General features: G+C 57.6%; 14 protein-coding genes. 6 read left to right on the top strand and 8 right to left on the bottom strand.

Annotated features, from left to right (window positions below):
• Nucleotides 1–29: 29 nt before the first annotated feature.
• The 3 genes from ACZ48V_RS03830 to ACZ48V_RS03820 are packed head-to-tail and all read right to left on the bottom strand — an operon-like array spanning nt 30 to nt 1,197.
• On the bottom strand, nt 30–179 hold the full coding sequence (locus ACZ48V_RS03830; RefSeq protein WP_464541763.1) for a hypothetical protein: 150 nt from the start codon (nt 177–179) through the stop codon (nt 30–32).
• Nucleotides 176–877, bottom strand: coding sequence for an ABC transporter ATP-binding protein (locus ACZ48V_RS03825; protein ID WP_464541761.1), 702 nt, complete (start codon nt 875–877; stop codon nt 176–178). Before ACZ48V_RS03825 ends, ACZ48V_RS03830 begins: the two co-directional genes overlap by 4 nt.
• Nucleotides 874–1,197 (bottom strand): hypothetical protein, encoded by a 324-nt coding sequence (locus tag ACZ48V_RS03820; RefSeq protein ID WP_464541759.1) that lies wholly within the window; start codon nt 1,195–1,197, stop codon nt 874–876. Before ACZ48V_RS03820 ends, ACZ48V_RS03825 begins: the two co-directional genes overlap by 4 nt.
• Before the next feature lie 318 nt (nt 1,198–1,515).
• Between ACZ48V_RS03820 and ACZ48V_RS03815 the strand changes: the two genes are divergently transcribed.
• The 3 genes from ACZ48V_RS03815 (at nt 1,516) to ACZ48V_RS03805 (ending at nt 2,831) form a co-directional block, all read left to right on the top strand.
• Entirely contained in the window at nt 1,516–1,842 is a 327-nt protein-coding gene (locus ACZ48V_RS03815) for a DUF6922 domain-containing protein (protein WP_464541757.1), read from the top strand.
• 258 nt (nt 1,843–2,100) lie between these two features.
• On the top strand, nt 2,101–2,352 hold the full coding sequence (locus ACZ48V_RS03810; protein WP_464541755.1) for a UPF0175 family protein: 252 nt from the start codon (nt 2,101–2,103) through the stop codon (nt 2,350–2,352).
• Nucleotides 2,349–2,831 carry a PIN domain-containing protein gene (locus ACZ48V_RS03805; protein ID WP_464541753.1) on the top strand — a complete coding sequence of 161 codons (483 nt, stop codon included), beginning with the start codon at nt 2,349–2,351 and terminating at the stop codon, nt 2,829–2,831. The genes ACZ48V_RS03810 and ACZ48V_RS03805 overlap by 4 nt, the downstream gene beginning before the upstream one ends.
• A gap of 21 nt (nt 2,832–2,852) precedes the next feature.
• Here ACZ48V_RS03805 and ACZ48V_RS03800 read toward each other — a convergent pair whose 3' ends face one another.
• The 3 genes from ACZ48V_RS03800 to ACZ48V_RS03790 all read right to left on the bottom strand — a co-directional run bounded on the left by ACZ48V_RS03800 (nt 2,853) and on the right by ACZ48V_RS03790 (nt 7,667).
• Nucleotides 2,853–5,237, bottom strand: coding sequence for an ABC transporter permease (locus tag ACZ48V_RS03800; protein ID WP_464541751.1), 2,385 nt, complete (start codon nt 5,235–5,237; stop codon nt 2,853–2,855).
• Nucleotides 5,238–5,280: 43 nt separating this feature from the next.
• Nucleotides 5,281–6,372: an ABC transporter permease gene (locus ACZ48V_RS03795; protein ID WP_464541749.1), complete on the bottom strand. Its 1,092-nt coding sequence runs from the start codon at nt 6,370–6,372 to the stop codon at nt 5,281–5,283.
• 149 nt (nt 6,373–6,521) lie between these two features.
• Nucleotides 6,522–7,667 carry an ABC transporter permease gene (locus tag ACZ48V_RS03790; protein WP_464541747.1) on the bottom strand — a complete coding sequence of 382 codons (1,146 nt, stop codon included), beginning with the start codon at nt 7,665–7,667 and terminating at the stop codon, nt 6,522–6,524.
• Between the two features lie 303 nt (nt 7,668–7,970).
• Here ACZ48V_RS03790 and ACZ48V_RS03785 point away from each other — a divergent pair.
• Nucleotides 7,971–9,109, top strand: a protein-coding gene (locus tag ACZ48V_RS03785; protein WP_464538641.1) for an IS630 family transposase whose coding sequence is annotated in 2 segments (ribosomal slippage) — nt 7,971–8,403 and nt 8,403–9,109 — 1,140 coding nt in all. Because the reading frame shifts where the segments join, the coding sequence is not laid out codon by codon here.
• 98 nt (nt 9,110–9,207) lie between these two features.
• Here the strand turns inward: ACZ48V_RS03785 and ACZ48V_RS03780 are convergent.
• On the bottom strand, nt 9,208–9,912 hold the full coding sequence (locus ACZ48V_RS03780) for an ABC transporter ATP-binding protein (RefSeq protein ID WP_464541745.1): 705 nt from the start codon (nt 9,910–9,912) through the stop codon (nt 9,208–9,210).
• A 256-nt stretch (nt 9,913–10,168) separates the two neighbouring features.
• Nucleotides 10,169–12,568, bottom strand: a complete 2,400-nt coding sequence (locus ACZ48V_RS03775; RefSeq protein WP_464541743.1) for an FtsX-like permease family protein — start codon at nt 12,566–12,568, stop codon at nt 10,169–10,171.
• A 150-nt stretch (nt 12,569–12,718) separates the two neighbouring features.
• Between ACZ48V_RS03775 and ACZ48V_RS03770 the strand changes: the two genes are divergently transcribed.
• A complete protein-coding gene (locus tag ACZ48V_RS03770) occupies nt 12,719–12,973 on the top strand; it encodes a type II toxin-antitoxin system VapB family antitoxin (protein ID WP_464541741.1) in 255 nt (84 codons plus the stop codon).
• A 163-nt stretch (nt 12,974–13,136) separates the two neighbouring features.
• Nucleotides 13,137–13,502: a four helix bundle protein gene (locus tag ACZ48V_RS03765; RefSeq protein WP_464541739.1), complete on the top strand. Its 366-nt coding sequence runs from the start codon at nt 13,137–13,139 to the stop codon at nt 13,500–13,502.
• Nucleotides 13,503–13,520: the final 18 nt, after the last annotated feature.

Below are 13,520 nucleotides of genomic sequence, written 5' to 3'. Positions count from 1 at the left end.
TGTTCAATTAGGAATGAGGAATAGCGGGCTCAGGCGTCCTGTTTGGCGCTCTTGACGATGGTGTAGGGCAGCTTGAGCAGCTCCTCGCCATCATCGTGGATCGAGGCAAACGCGAAGGATTTCTCCTGCACCGCATTCCGTCGTTTCGGCGCTCCCGTCTTGTTCACAGAATCACTCATTGTCCATTACTCATTGCCATTTGAACCGAGTAATCGGCATTGATCCACCCATCGGACAACTCCACGATGCGGTCGCCGTATTGCGCTTGCTTTTCGGAGTGTGTGACCTGCACGATGGTGACGCCGTCCTCGCGGTTCAGGCGCTGCAGTGTCTCCATGATGGCCTCGCTCTGCTGCGACTGCAGATTGCCCGTCGGTTCGTCGGCCAGAATCGCGCGGGGCTTGATAATGAGCGCCCGCGCTACGCCCACAAGCTGCTGCTGTCCGCCTGAAAGCTGATGCGGAAAGAGATCCTTCTTGGCCACGATGCCAAAGCGGTCGAGCATGTCGGCGACCCGGCTTTTCCGCTCCGACCGCGACAGCCCCTGATAGAGCAGCGGTGTTTCCAGATTCTCGTAGACCGTCAGATCATCGATCAGATGGTAGGCTTGAAAGACAAAGCCGATCTGGGTGCGATGAAGCTCCGTCTTCTGATCTGCACGCATCGCATCCACAGGCGTCCCCGCAAAGCGATAGCTGCCCTTCGACGGCTCCTCAAGCAGCCCCATAATGTGGAGCAGCGTTGACTTCCCGGCGCCCGAGGGCCCCATGACGGTCACAAACGCGCCTTCGTCAATCGTCAGGTCAATCTGACGCAGGACAAAGGCCCGCGAACGCCCGTTGCGGTACCACTTTGTGATAGACTCCAGTTCAATCATCGCGATGGGCAGGTTTGGTTGGTGAGTTGGTAATCAGGCATGGAGCGGCCCGTCTTAGCAGAGTGCGTCTCTGGCAAGACGGGCTGCATCGAGTTGGGAACGTCAGCGACAAGGCTCAGCGTCCACGGCAGTCCAGGCAGGTGGATGCGAAGGCCCACACGGTCATCGTAGCGGTCGATCGCAATCACCTCTGTATGGCTCATCTGTGCGGTATGGGGCACAGGGGATGCGGAGGAATCGTCCCACTGCAGAGCTACTCCCATCGTAGACGCACCAAAAAGCCAGAGCAGCATCAGTCCCGTCATCGAGTCGGCATTCATGGTGGATACGGAACACAGGAGCACAACAGCGGACGGTAGCAAATTTGAATGGGTGATCTGAGATATTATGGGACAAGGCATGTGCCAATGGTGCGCGAGGCCGTTTAACGCCCGTAGATAAATGATGGACGGCCTCGAGTGTGCGAAATCGCACAGCCCGGTGTGCGTCTTCGCGCATCGCGATCGCGCTACGTCCCTGGCTTGCAGGCATCCGACACTGCCCACAGATCGCACACGTAGCCGTTGGATGTGATCAGCCTTGGTTGATGCGATGCGTAACAGAACCTGTCAGCTTCACTCATAGCAAATCATCGAACCATGATTCATGGCGACTCGTGGCCTCCATTTGTGCAGTCGCTCTTCTGGGGGTATGACCATGCCGACCTGTGTTGGGAGGACGACCGCGACCTGATCATCCGACGCGTCTTGACGGAGGGGAATCACCACGCGATCCGGTGGCTGCGAAAACATGTATTCGACATTCAGCTTCGTGCGTGGCTCCTGCAACGATCGGGGGATCAACTGTCCCCAAAGCAACTCCGATTCTGGGAACTCATCCTGGATCTCCCCTCAGACCAGGTTGATGCATGGGCTGACACGCGGCGACATGGTATCTGGCATTCACGCCGCGCTGAGAGTCAGTAGGAAGCAGATGCTCCAACAGCAAGAAGAACTTTGGTACAGAAGTGCGAGTTACTTTTGTACATTCCTGTGAACGGACCTCCTTGAACTCATGGATTTAAGTAGGCCCACAAAAGAATCTTCGAATATGTCATTGCGAGGAGCGCCAGCGACGCGGCAATCTTGTGCCTTCTAAGCAGAATAAACCGCTCTAACGGGCGCCTGAGATCGCCGCGTCGGTCGCACGCTCCCTCCTCGCGATGACAAGGTGTAAATGTATTTTTGCTGACTTACTTAATTATTTCGGAGGAGACTCTCCGCTCCGCACACACGACGGCTGAGGAGTTGAAAAAAGAGATCGCGATATTGCTTTTTCAACAGAATCGCCTCACGCTTTCGCAGGCAGCCCAGATGGCCGAGATGAGCCCTTTTACGATGCAACACCTTCTGGCGAGCCGGGAAATTGGACCGCACTATGATGTTGAAGAGTTCGAGGAAGACTTAGAGGTAATTCGGAATCGAACAGGCAAATGATGGTTGTCAGTAACACATCCCCGATCATCAATCTTGCCTCCATCGGTCGATTAAGCCTTCTTCAAGCACTCTACGACAACGTCTATATTCCAAGGGCGGTCTATGTGGAAATAACCCGATTTCCGAACCAACCGGGTGCCAAGGAGGTGGCGGCATACGACTGGATCACCGTGCAATCGTGTCTCCATTCAGAAGTAGCGGTTGCGCTGCAGGGTGAACTCGACGCAGGAGAAGCAGAAGCCATCGCACTTGCTCCCGAGAGGGAAGCTCTTTTGCTTATTGACGAGAGGCTCGGGCGTCGAGCCGCATCACGGCTCGGAGTTCGCAAGATGGGACTTCTCGGTGTACTGGTTGAGGCCAAACAGAAAGGACAAGTACAAACAGTTCGGCCTTTGCTGCAGGAATTACGCCAAGATGCAGGGTTTTGGGTTAGCAATGCCCTGTATAATCGTATCCTGAAACATGTGAATGAAGACTAAGCCATGTGCTTTTGTCAATGCTCACTCATCTCGCAGCGCCACGGCCGGGTCCGTCCAGGCGGCGCGGAGGGCGTGGTAGCTTACGGTGGCGGCGGCGATGAGCGTCACGAGCACGGCGGTCAGCAGGAACGGCACCACGCCGATGTCAATGCGGTAGGCGAAGTCCTGCAGCCAGCGATGCATGGCGAGATACGCCACAGGGACGGCGATCGCGAAGCCAAGCAGCACCAGCGTCAGGAAGTCCTTTGATAGGAGCGCCACCACCGACTGTGCCGTGGCCCCCAGGACCTTGCGGATGCCGATTTCTTTGGTGCGGCGCTGGACGGCGTAGGCGGCAAGCGCGAATAAGCCCAGGCAGCCAATAAGTATGGCCAGCAGTGCAAAGATGGCAAAGAGTTGGGCGGTCCGCTCATCGCTTCGATACTGTGCTTCGATGCGATCATCCAGGAAGCGATACGTAAAGGGCCGTTCGGGGAGCACCGTGCTCCAGGCGGATTCCAGCGCTGCCAGCCCCTCTGATGTACGTCCGAGGGATAGGCGGGCCATCCCTGTCCAATTATTGCCAGGCCGGAGCATAATGGCCACCGGCTCAATTTCGGAACGAAACGACGCGTTGTGAAAGTCCTCTACCACCCCAATAACACGATGTGTTTCATCGGCCAAGGGGACAGTTTCTCCTGTCGGATCCGAAGGCAGATCAAGCAACGCAACAGCCGACTCCGTGAGAAGCACCTCATTCTCGGTCCCCCGGTCCTGTGAAAATGACTGCCCGGCACGAACCGAAAGGCCTATGGTTTCAGGGTAGTCGTAATCTGCAAACAGGATGTTGAGCCGGTTGGTGTCCCCTGATTCAGGGTCTTCTATAGTAGTGGTCATATTTCTGCGTGAGAGACCAGGAGGTGGCCCGGAGGTTACTGCCTGCACCCGCGTGTCATCATCCAATTGCGTTTTGAATGCAGTGTAGTTGGCCTCCATCGGCCCGGTAGAAAACGTAACGACCTGCTCGTGGTCGAAGCCCAGATGCTGATCGGTCACATACTGCATCTGCTGGTACAACAGGATCGTGCTGACCATCAGCACGATGGACGCCGCAAACTGAAAGACCACCAGTCCCTGCCGCAATCGGAGTCCCTTAACGGACGAACCGCTGGATCCTCCAAGCGCATGGATCGGGTTCGCACGCGAGAACGACCATGCCGGATACATACCAGCGAGCATGCCCACACACAGCACGCTGGCTGTTAGAATCAATCCGCCCGTGGGCGTCCACGCCGGCTCCAGCGTAAGCGTCTCGCCCGTAAGGTGTTCAATGAGAGGGAGTGCGCCTTGTGCGACGAGCACCGTAAGCGGCAGAGCACACGCAGCCATCAGCACCGCCTCAACCAGAACCTGCCCGCCGATCTGCGTGCGATGCGCACCCATGCTTTTTCGCACGCCTACCTCGCGGGTCCGACGGGTCGAGCGGGCAGTAGACAGATTCACGTAGTTAACGATAGCAATCAGCAACAGAAAGAGCCCGATAGCTCCAAAGAGATAGATCCGCTGTGTGCTGGCCGTGGGTGCGATTTCGTTTCCAAGATTTGAACGGAGGCGCAGGTCCGCGAGGGCATGAAGAGCCAGATGCTGCCCTTCCCCTGCATTGCCAATATCGGTCAGGGTGCGCTGCACCGTGGATGGATCAACGTTGTCCGCGAGTTGCACAAAGACGTAGCCTCCCCCAATAAAGAAGTCCCAGTCAATCGTTGAACGGAGCCGCTGATCGCGCTGCGAGGGGGAGAGCGATAACACGGCCCGCGGTTGGATGGACGAGTTGGATGGCGCATCTTCCATCACGCCCGATACCGTGTAGTTGGTGCGCATATCCTGCCGTTCAGAAACATAGGTCAGCGTCTTTCCGACGGGCTCTGCATCCCCAAACAACTGCCCGGCAAGCGATTCTGTCAGGACGATTTGTCCGGGACTGGCCAGGACAGTTTCGGGGTCGCCCTTCAGCAGATCAAAGGAGAACACCTGGAAAAAGGTGCTATCTGCTTGATAGATGTTGCTCAAGAGATGTGACGCATCGTCCATGACAAAAAGTTCATCACTACTACGCCTAAACACATTGGTGACCTGTGCAATGCCTGGTACATGCTGATCCACAGCATGCGCTACACCTGGAGGCAGGCTGGCTACCCCTTCCACAGCAGAATCGACGGCTGGCCCCGGCGCGTCGGACGCGCGCACCACGCGGTAGAGGTCGTCCGCGTTATCATGGAAGCGATCGTAGGACCACTCATGGTGGATAAACAGCCCGATCAGCAGGCATGCGGCAAGGCCAACCGCCAGCCCAATGAGGTTGATGGCTGCATATCCCTTTTCACGGCGCAGGGTGCGCCAGGCGATCGTGAGGTAGTTGCGAAGCATGGGGGGCAGTGTCTAATTAGCAATTAGGAATGAGGAATAGGGCTCACTCATCCCGCAGCGCCACGGCCGGGTCGGTCCAGGCAGCGCGAAGGGCGTGGTAGCTGACGGTAGCGGCGGCGATGAGCGTCACGAGCAGGGCCGTCACCACGAAAGGCAGCACGCCAATGTCGATGCGGTAGGCGAAGTCCTGCAGCCAGCGTTGCATGAGGAGATACGCCACGGGGACGGCAATCACGAAGCCGATCAGCACAAGCCTCAGGAAATCCTTCGACAGCAGCGCCACTACCGACTGCGCCGTGGCGCCCAGCACCTTGCGGATGCCGATCTCTTTGGTGCGCCGCTGGGCAGCGTAGGCGGCCAGGGCAAAGAGGCCCATGCAGGCGATGAGCATCGCAAGCAGGGCAAACAACGAGAAGGCGCGGCTGAGGCGCTCTTCGGTTGCATACATAGCCGCAAAGTCGTCATCAAGGAAAGATATCTCCACCGGCTCGTCCGAGAACTGGGCCCACTGTGCTTCAATATGAGCGCGGGCTGGTTCTATTTGGTCGGGCCCAACGCGTATCACTAATCGTTCGGAAGCACTGATCGGTGTAGGGTATAGTGAAAGTGCGATCGGGGCTATTTCCTCTCGGAAGGATCCGGTGTGGAAGTCACGCACGATGCCAATGACTTCTCCTTCCTTGTTCTCATCCCGATGAAGCGAGAATGACTTTCCAACAGCTTCCTCCGACGTCCAGCCCATTTCGCGGGCGGTGGTTTCGTTGATGATGACCGCCTCACGTGCGTCGGAGGGAAACTCGCGCGAGAAGTCACGCCCTGTTACCAACTCCAGGCCCAGCGTCTCCAGATAGGCGTGGTCAACGGTTGCAGGCCAGAGTGTGACCGTGGCGTCCTCCTCCACCACAGCTTCTGCTGAAAAATCGGTCGCCTCCAGACTAACACGCCCACGGAAAGCACCGGGTAGCGTCTGGGTAATCGATGACCCGACGATACTGCTATGCCCATCCACGGCCTCCTGATAGGCTTGCCCGCTACCTGAAGGAACAGCGGTATACATCACCTGCTCATCTTCAAACCCGAGATCGGCGGTCAGCGCAAAGTTGAGTTGCTGGTACACGATGGCCGTGCAGATCATAAGAACAATAGCCAGCCCAAACTGAAACGAGACCAGTCCCTTGCGAAAGAGCCCACGCGAGCGCCCCGACTCATGCCCCCCACGCAGCGCCGTCGAGGGATTGAGCGCCGACAGGTAGAACGCCGGATAGCTCCCCGAAAGGATTCCCGTCAGAATGGCGGCGACTGCAAGCCCCCGATTACAGGTACGGCAGCAGAAGCAAGGACGATTTCTGTGTCGAACAGGCGGTTGAATCCAGGAAGGCTAAGCTGCGTGAGTCCGAGCGCCACCCCGAACGCGACTGCAGCCAGTAGTGCAGACTCAAAAAGGAATTGCCCGGCTACCTGTGTGCGTGCGGCGCCGATGGTTCGGCGAACCCCCACCTCTTTCGATCGCCCTGCTGCCCGAGCGGTCATCAGGTTGGTGTAGTTGACACAGGCCAGCAGCAGAATGATGAGCGCCACCGTCCCAAAGATATAGATATACCGCCACTCGCCCCGAAAGCCATCGACGTTTACCATGTCGGACAGGTACAGCTCTGCGATGGGCATAGCGAAGTATTCCATTTCGGTATCATCGCCATAATATCGCTGCACAAGATCGGGCATCGACTGATGCACATCGGCCGGGGTGGCCCCTTCCTGAAGCAGTGCAAACGTCTGAAACATGCGTCCGCCCCACAAATCACCATGACTTTCGGCATAGCTCGTTGAGGCAAGCGACAAGAGGAGGTTGAAGTCGAGGTAGGAATTGTGCTGGCTTTCGGCGATCCCCGTAATCTCATATTCGCGCTCGCCGTAGCGGCGCGCGTAGATCGTCTTCCCGATGGGGTCCACATCGCCAAAGTACTGCTCGGCGAATTCCCGCGAGATCACCGCCGTATTCGGACGTTCAAGAGCAGTTTCTGGATCGCCCCGTAGCATCGGGAAGTCAAACAGCTCAAAGAACGCGGCCCCGACGTGGAATACACCCTCCACCTCACGAAACGCGCGGCCGTCGTCGCTGACATCCCCACTTCCGGGCCAGAGGACGCGCACCGTTTTTTCCACAAAAGGAAGGTCAGATACGAGGGCATCTCCCAGCGGGTACGATGTGGGCATGTTCATTTGCGATGCACTTGCTGCACTTCCGGACGCCATGAGCACGATCCGCTCTCCTTTCTCGTGGAAAGTATCGTATGAAAGTTCGTCTTGAACGTAGAGCGCAATCAAGATGCAACACAGAAATCCGATAGCCAACCCGCTCAAATTGATGACCGTGTAGGTGGCATCGCGCGTCAGATTCCGCCAGGCAATTTTCAGGTAGTTACGAAGCATGGGGCGTCAGTGGGGAATGTTCAATTAGGAATGGGGCTTCACTGGTTGCGTATGGCGCTTTTGATGATGGTGTAGTGGCATGGCAATCCTGAATGGCCGGGTTTAGACGAGCGTTTTCCCCTCCATCCTACCCTTCCTCCCCAGGGAGGAAGGCACCAGAGCGCCGCTCTTATGAAGTCCCCCTCGGAGGAGGGGGATTTAGGGGGAGGGATTCCATACCTACTGTACTGTCAGGCGTGAATCTGTGATCTCTGTTTAGTATATTGTTGAGAGTCGCTCTTTGAACGCTTGTCGCCCAATGCCATGCCCACCAAGAAATACCGAGTCGAACTCACTGAAGAGCAGCGGTCCCATCTCCTCGAACGCCTCGGGCGCGGGGAGCGTCCAGCAGCTGAGCAGGCGCGCGTTCGTGTTTTACTGAAGGTGGACGAAGGTCCAGACGGGCCGGCTTGGACAGACGATCGCACGGCCGAAGCGCTGGAAGTGGCCTCCAGCACGGTTGCGGGGATCCGGCAACGCTTCAGCGAGCGCGGCCTTACCGGCTGCGTTGAGCGAAAGTCCCCAGACCGCGAATACGACCGCAAGCTCGACGGGGAGCAGGAAGCAGAGCTGATCCGTCTGGCCTGTTCTGAAGCCCCCGACGGCCGCAGCCAGTGGAGCCTGCGCCTTCTGGCAGACCGGATGGTTGAACTGAACGTCGTGGAAGACCTGTCCCACGAAACGGTCCGACAAACGCTAAAAAAAACCAGCTCAAGCCTCACCAGAACCAGCAATGGGTGATCCCACCGGAGCAAAACGCAAACTTCGTGGCGAAGATGGAAGACGTGCTTTCCGTCTACAAGCGCCCCTACGACCCGGAAAGGCCGGTGGTCTGCATGGACGAGATGCCGCGCCAGTTGATCAAAGAGGTCCGGAAGCCGCTCCCGATGGAATCCGGCAAGCCGAAGCGCCACGACTACCACTACGAGCGAAATGGAGTGGTGAACCTGTTTATGTTCTTTGAACCGCTGGCAGGGTGGCGCACGGTGATGATTCGAGAACGGCGGACCAAAATAGACTGGGCCCACTGCATGAAACGCCTCCTCGAACAGCACTACCCCGATGTCGACCGAGTTGTCTTGGTCATGGACAATTTGAACACGCATGGCTTATCGAGCTTCTATGAGGCGTTTCCTCCAGAAGAGGCTCGCTCGTTAGCCCAGCAACTCGAACTTCACTACACGCCGGAGCACGGAAGTTGGCTGAACATGGCGGAGATCGAAAACAGCGCAATGGCCCGACAGTGCCTCTCGCGCCGCATTCCGGAAAAGAAAGCCATGAAGGAAGAAGCATTGGCTTGGTCAAAGCGACGCAACGAAAACGGCACGGTGGCAAACTGGCACTTCCGGACCGAAGATGCACGCATCAAACTACGACGACTTTACCCACACATTGACGGCTGACACTACACTACACAAATCTCGAAAAATTATCCTTGACACAGCAGTAGCGCAGCTTGAGCAATTCTGCGCATCCATCCTGTTCATCGAATTACTCATTGCTAATTGCTCGGAATCGCCGCGTACGCCTGCTCGATGAAGTGCTCGGAGACAACTTTGCCATCGAACAGGTGGATGGTGCGGTTGCTGTATTCGGCATCGGCGGGGGAGTGGGTGACCATCACGATGGTCGTGCCCGCCTCGTGGAGTTCGGCCAGCAGGTCCATGATCTGCGCGCCGTTCGTGGAGTCGAGGTTGCCAGTGGGCTCATCCGCCAGAATGAGGCGGGGGCGCGCCACCACAGCGCGGGCCACAGCCACGCGCTGCTGCTGTCCGCCCGAGAGTTGTTGCGGAAAGTGGTCGCGCCGGTGCGCAATCTGCACGCGGTCGAGCGCCTGCTCCACCAGGTTGTGCCGCTCGCCCGACGGGGTATTCAGGTAGAGCAGCGGCAGCTCCACGTTTTCGTAGACCGTGAGCTCGTCAATCAGATTGAAGCTCTGAAAAACAAAGCCAATGGCCCCTTTCCGGCGCTTGGCGCGCTTCCGTTCGGAGAGATCGCTGACATCCTCGCCATCGAACTGATAGCTGCCGTCGGTCGGGGTGTCGAGCAGGCCCAGCAGGTTGAGCAGTGTAGACTTGCCACATCCGGAGGGCCCCATTACGGATACAAACTCGCCGTTCTCGATCGACAGGTCGACGCCCGCGAGGGCGATGGTTTCGACTTCGTCGGTGCGGTAGGCTTTCTGGAGGTTTTCGGTTTGGATCATGGGTTCGAAGCGTGTGTGAGGATTAAGTAAGTCGGCTAAAATACATTTACACCTTGTCATCGCGAGGAGGGAGCCTGCGACCGACGCGGCGATCTCATGCGTCATTTGGAGCGGTTTATCCTGGATATAAGGCACAAGATTGCACCCTAAAGGCACTTCCTCGCCACGCTCACAGCGCCGCATCGCTGGGGCTCCTCGCAATGACATACGCAAAGATTCTTTTGTCGGCTATTTAATAAGTAATCAGAGAAGAGCGCTACTCCTGTCGGATCGCCTGCGTTGGGTCCATCCAGGCAGCGCGTAGTGTGTGATACGAGGCTGTGGCGAAAGCGACAAGAAGCGCGACGCCCCCGGCAGCCACGAACATCCACCAGGCCGGCTCGATGCGGTAAGCGAAATGCTCTAACCAGCGATTCATGGCCATGTAGGCCAGCGGCACGGCCAGCAATGCACCGAGCGCAACAAGTTGCACGAGGTCTTTTGAGAGATGCGCCACAAGCGAAGTCGCCGATGCTCCGAGCACCTTGCGAATGCCAATTTCACTCCGGCGACGCGCCACTTCCAAGGCTGCAATGCCGAAGACGCCAAAGCAGGCAATCACAAGCGCAAGCAGGGCCGCGTATCCAACCAGCGCCCGCCATCGGGCCTCCTCTTCATACTGCTCTGCGATGCGGTCTTGAAGGAAGGTGTAGTCAAACGGCTGATCGGGAAAGACCTCTGCCCATACCGCATTCAGAGCAGCAAGCCCTCCCTGCGTGTCGTCGGAATACAACTGGGCGGTGTAGTTCTGAAGGCCAAACGGAATCGCTTCGTGCGGTACGAGGATCAATGGCGGAATCGCTTCATCCAGTCCTGTAACATGAAAATCGGCCAGCACCCCGAGGATCGGCATTTCGCCAAGGGGGGCGGTCATCGGATTGGCGTCGTGCACCGTCAGGGTTTCTCCAACGGGGGTATCGAGGCCCAACGCACGAACGAGTTGTTCATTCACCAGCAGGCCCCGCGAGGTGCCGTTCTCGTCGAACAACCGCCCCTCAACCACATCGAGCCCCAGTACGGTGGCATAGTTCGGCGTCACCTGGTTGTAGTGACCAGTGACGACATCTCCGGTGCGTCGCTCAAGCTCCACCCGATTGCCCGGCACACCAAACGTAACCCACGATCCCGCTACAGAATGAATCGCCGGATGGCGCGTGGCTTCGCTCTGGAAGGCGTCGAAACGCGTGTCGCCAAGGTCGGCATCTACCTGGGCTGTAACGAGTGGCGCATCCGCATAGCCAAGATCGGAGTCCATCATGTGCTGCAACTGCTGCGACATAATGAAGGCACAGGCCACGAATCCGACCGACACGGCAAACTGCACAACGATGAGCCCGCGCGACCAGAGGCCGCGGGTTCGGACGCGATGCTTGCCGCGCAGCACCTCGGCAGCTTCCATGCGAGCGAGGATCCACGCGGGGTAGCCGCCCGCCAGCAGCCCCACACCCAGTACAAGCGCCAGGGCGCTGATCCAGAAGATGGGGTAGTCGACAATGCCAAACTGAATGGGGATGTCTATTAGATTGGCTACGGCGGGACGGAACAGGTGGGCCGCCCCGAGTCCAACCAGAAGCGCCAGCACACAGACCAGCACGGCCTCCCACCAGAATTGCTGACCCAGTTGTAGTTGCGTAGCACCGAGTGATTTACGCACCCCGACTTCCCGCCCTCGTCGCGCCGATTGGCCCACGGTGAGCGTTACAAAGTTGATCGCTGCAATCAGTAAGATGAGGACGGCCATTCCACCCAGGATGTACATGATCTGGGGATTGTTTGTGGGGGCCAGGTTTCCTGAGATGTGTGGGGAGTGGCGCACCTCCGTGAGCGGCTGGGCCCACAGCGTGCGCGATTCTGTCTCCTCAACGTGATCCTCCGCAATTCGATGAAGCGGTTCGGCTAACGACTCGGCCTTGTAGCCTGCTTCCAGCCGGGCAAATGTATGTGTCATACCTATTCGCCACGACTCCATGAGTTGGTCTGCAAAGCCTTCAGGCATAGTGAGGCGGGCTTGCTCTATGGAGGCGAGCATGGTAAACGGCACACTCGTCGTGGCGGGTAGGTCTTCCACGACCGCGCCGACCATCCTCTCGCGGGTGCCCTGATCGAAGGTCATCGTGAGGGTCTGCCCCAATGCTTCCGAATTGCCAAACAGCCGCCTGGCTTCGGATTCCGTAAGAACCAGACGGTCGGGCACTCGAAGGGCCGCCACAGGGTCGCCAGCTATTGTGGGTGCGGTAAACACGTCGAAGAACGTGGAGTCGGCAAAAAGCACGCGCTGCTCTTCGGTGCGGGTTTCGTGCGTGATCTCTACCGAGCTCCGCATCAACCGGACCACAGAAGCCACTTCCGGCACGGTGGCTTCAACGACGGGACCGAGCGGCGGCGGCACCAGCGCGCTCTGCTCGACCGAGCCATCGCCCCGCATGGTTTCCTGATTGATGCGCACGATCTGGCTGACGTCCTCGTGGAAGCGGTCGTACGACCACTCGTGCTGCACTACGAGCAGCAGCCACAGGCAACACGCCATGCCGACGGCGAGTCCCGTTACGTTAATGATGGTAGCCGTTTTCTGGCGCCGCAATGTGCGCCAGGCGACTTTCAGATAGTTGAAAAGCATTTATGGACACAGGGAGCAGTGATTAGCAGAAAAACTGAAGCATGGGTGGTTAGGATATCCGTCGAGCGAAACAAGGCAACCAGAAACAGTCCAGATTCGTAGCCATGACGATAGGATTGGTCATTGCATATCACATTGCATTTTTCAGACATGGCACTCAGTATCAAGAACAAAGAGGCCGATAAGCTGGCGCGGGAGCTGGCTTCGCTCACGGGGGAGACCGTGACAGAGGCCGTCGTGCAGTCGTTGCGCGAAAGACTGCAGCGCGAGCAAAAACAAATGCGTGGAGCAGACCTGTTCGAGAACGTGCGGCATATTCAGAAGCGTGTCGCGCGTCTCCCGGTGCAGGATACACGCGCGCCGGACGAAATCATCGGCTACGACGATCACGGCCTGCCCCGATGATCTATAGATGTTGCGGAGTATTGCTGATGAGCACATGACATTATCCCTGCGCACTGATTCGTGGTGATTGTCTGTCGTTCGTTGTGGATTGTTAGTTGTTAAACTGCTCTTGTATTTTGGACCTTGCCGATGGGTATCTTCCAATCCAATTGCTGTCGAGGCCATGGCGCGAACGAATTTCGAGAAACTGGAGGTGTATCAACTTTCGGAAACCATTGCAGATGAGGTGTGGGACCTCGTGCACCAATGGCCGCGCTTTGCCCGGTCAACGATTGGACAACAGCTTGTGCGCTCGGCAGACAGTATCGGGGCCAATATCGCCGAAGGCGTAGGACGCGGGACAACCGGTGACAATAAGCGATTTGTGCGGATCGCCCGTGGATCTCTGTACGAAACCAAACACGGGCTCCGTCGCGCCTGCCGCCGCGATCTGATTTCACAGGAACAGGTCGATTCTCTCCGCCCCCTCGTTGCAGAACTCGCTCCTCGCTTAAATGCATATCTCAATTCTATTGGTCGGTTTGAGTAACTGACGGCCGTTTACAAT

This window comes from Longimonas haloalkaliphila (genome assembly GCF_055379825.1).
The sequence above is the reverse complement of the archived record's forward strand: the minus strand, read 5'-3'. Positions and strand labels throughout refer to the sequence as shown.